Origin of the sequence: Pseudomonas sp. LA5, assembly GCF_028640825.1 — a bacterium.
Taxonomy (GTDB): Bacteria; Pseudomonadota; Gammaproteobacteria; order Pseudomonadales; family Pseudomonadaceae; genus Chryseomonas; species Chryseomonas aestiva.
Genome location: NZ_JAQYZY010000015.1, coordinates 1 through 1836, shown reverse-complemented (window position 1 = coordinate 1836; position 1836 = coordinate 1). Strand labels below are relative to the sequence as shown.

The 1836-nt window shown below is 66.8% G+C and carries 2 protein-coding genes; both read left to right on the top strand.

The features are described 5' to 3' along the window. Positions 1-1324: bifunctional UDP-4-amino-4-deoxy-L-arabinose formyltransferase/UDP-glucuronic acid oxidase ArnA (arnA, locus tag PVZ72_RS00405; RefSeq protein ID WP_273860907.1), on the top strand; the 1324-nt coding region annotated here is incomplete at its 5' end. A gap of 8 nt (positions 1325-1332) precedes the next feature. Then, a partial coding sequence (locus tag PVZ72_RS00400; RefSeq protein ID WP_273860908.1) for a polysaccharide deacetylase family protein occupies positions 1333-1836 on the top strand: 504 nt, incomplete at its 3' end.

The window sequence follows — 1836 nt, the reverse complement described above, 5'->3', positions numbered from 1 at the left end:
CAACCTGGTGCGCGCCGTGACCCAACCCTATCCGGGCGCCTTCGGCTGGATCGGTGATCGCAAGCTGATCGTCTGGAGCGCCCAGGCGCGCCAGGAAGCCCATGACCAGGCCCCCGGCAGCGTGCTGAGCCTGGAGCCGCTGCGCATCGCCTGTGGCGAAGGCGTCCTGGAAATTCAGGCCGGCCAGCTGGGCGACAACGGCCTCTATCTGTCCGGTCCGCAACTGGCCCGCGAAGCCGGCCTGGTGGCCGGTGCCCGCCTGCACCGCCAGGATCGCCGCGCCAAGCGCCGCACCCGGGTGCTGATCCTCGGCGTCAACGGCTTCATCGGCAACCACCTCTCCGAACGCCTGCTGGCCGACGGCGAGTACGAGGTCTATGGCCTGGACATTGGCTCCGACGCCATCGAGCGGCTCAAGGTCAATCCGAATTTCCACTATGTGGAAGGCGACATCTCCATCCACACCGAGTGGCTGGAATACCACATCAAGAAGTGCGACGTGGTGCTGCCGCTGGTGGCCATCGCCACCCCCATCGAATACACCCGCAATCCGCTGCGCGTGTTCGAACTGGACTTCGAGGAAAACCTCAAGATCGTTCGCCACTGCGTGAAGTACGGAAAGCGCGTGATCTTCCCGTCCACCTCCGAGGTGTACGGCATGTGCCAGGACGAGCGCTTCGACGAAGACCGCTCCAACCTGGTGGTCGGCCCGATCAACAAGCAGCGCTGGATCTACTCGGTCTCCAAGCAGCTGCTCGACCGGGTCATCTGGGCCTACGGCGCCAAGGGCCTGAAATTCACCCTGTTCCGCCCGTTCAACTGGATGGGTCCGCGTCTGGATCGTCTGGACTCGGCGCGCATCGGCAGCTCCCGCGCCATCACCCAGCTGATCCTCAACCTGGTGGAAGGCACCCCGATCAAGCTGGTCGACGGCGGCGCCCAGAAGCGCTGCTTCACTGACGTCGACGACGGCATCGAGGCGCTGTTCCGCATCATCGAGAACCAGGGCGGTCGCTGCGACGGCCAGATCATCAACATCGGCAATCCGGACAACGAAGCGAGCATCCGCGAGCTGGCCGAAGAGCTGCTGGCCCAGTTCGAGGCCCATCCGCTGCGCCATGAATTCCCGCCCTTCGCTGGCTTCCGCGAGGTGGAGAGCAAGAGCTTCTATGGCGACGGCTACCAGGACGTGGCCCACCGCAAGCCCAGCGTGGAGAACGCCCGCCGCCTGATCGACTGGCAGCCGAGCACCGCCATGGCCGCCACCGTCGGCAAGACGCTGGACTTCTTCCTGCGCGAAGCCATGGCGCAGCGGGAGGCCTGATGAAACCCTTGATTCCGGCCAGCCTGCGCATCGACGTGGACACCTATCGCGGCACCCGCGAAGGGGTGCCGCGGCTGCTCGACCTGCTGGACGAAGCCGGAGTCAAGGCCACCTTCTTCTTCAGCGTCGGGCCGGACAACATGGGGCGCCATCTCTGGCGCCTGGTGAAGCCCACCTTCCTGTGGAAGATGCTCCGCTCCAAGGCCGCCAGCCTCTATGGCTGGGACATCCTGCTGGCCGGCACCGCCTGGCCAGGTCGCCCCATCGGCCGCGACCTCGGTCACCTGATGCGCGAGACCCGCGCCCGGGGCCACGAGGTCGGGCTGCACGCCTGGGACCACCATGCCTGGCAGGCCCATACCGGCAGCTGGAGCCTGGAGCGCCTGGGCGCCGAATTCGGCCGCGGCCTGCAGGCCCTGGAAGACATCCTCGGTGCCAAGGTGGACTGCTCCGCCGCCGCTGGCTGGCGCGCCGATCCGCGCGTGGTGCTGGCCAAGGAGGCCTTCGGCCTC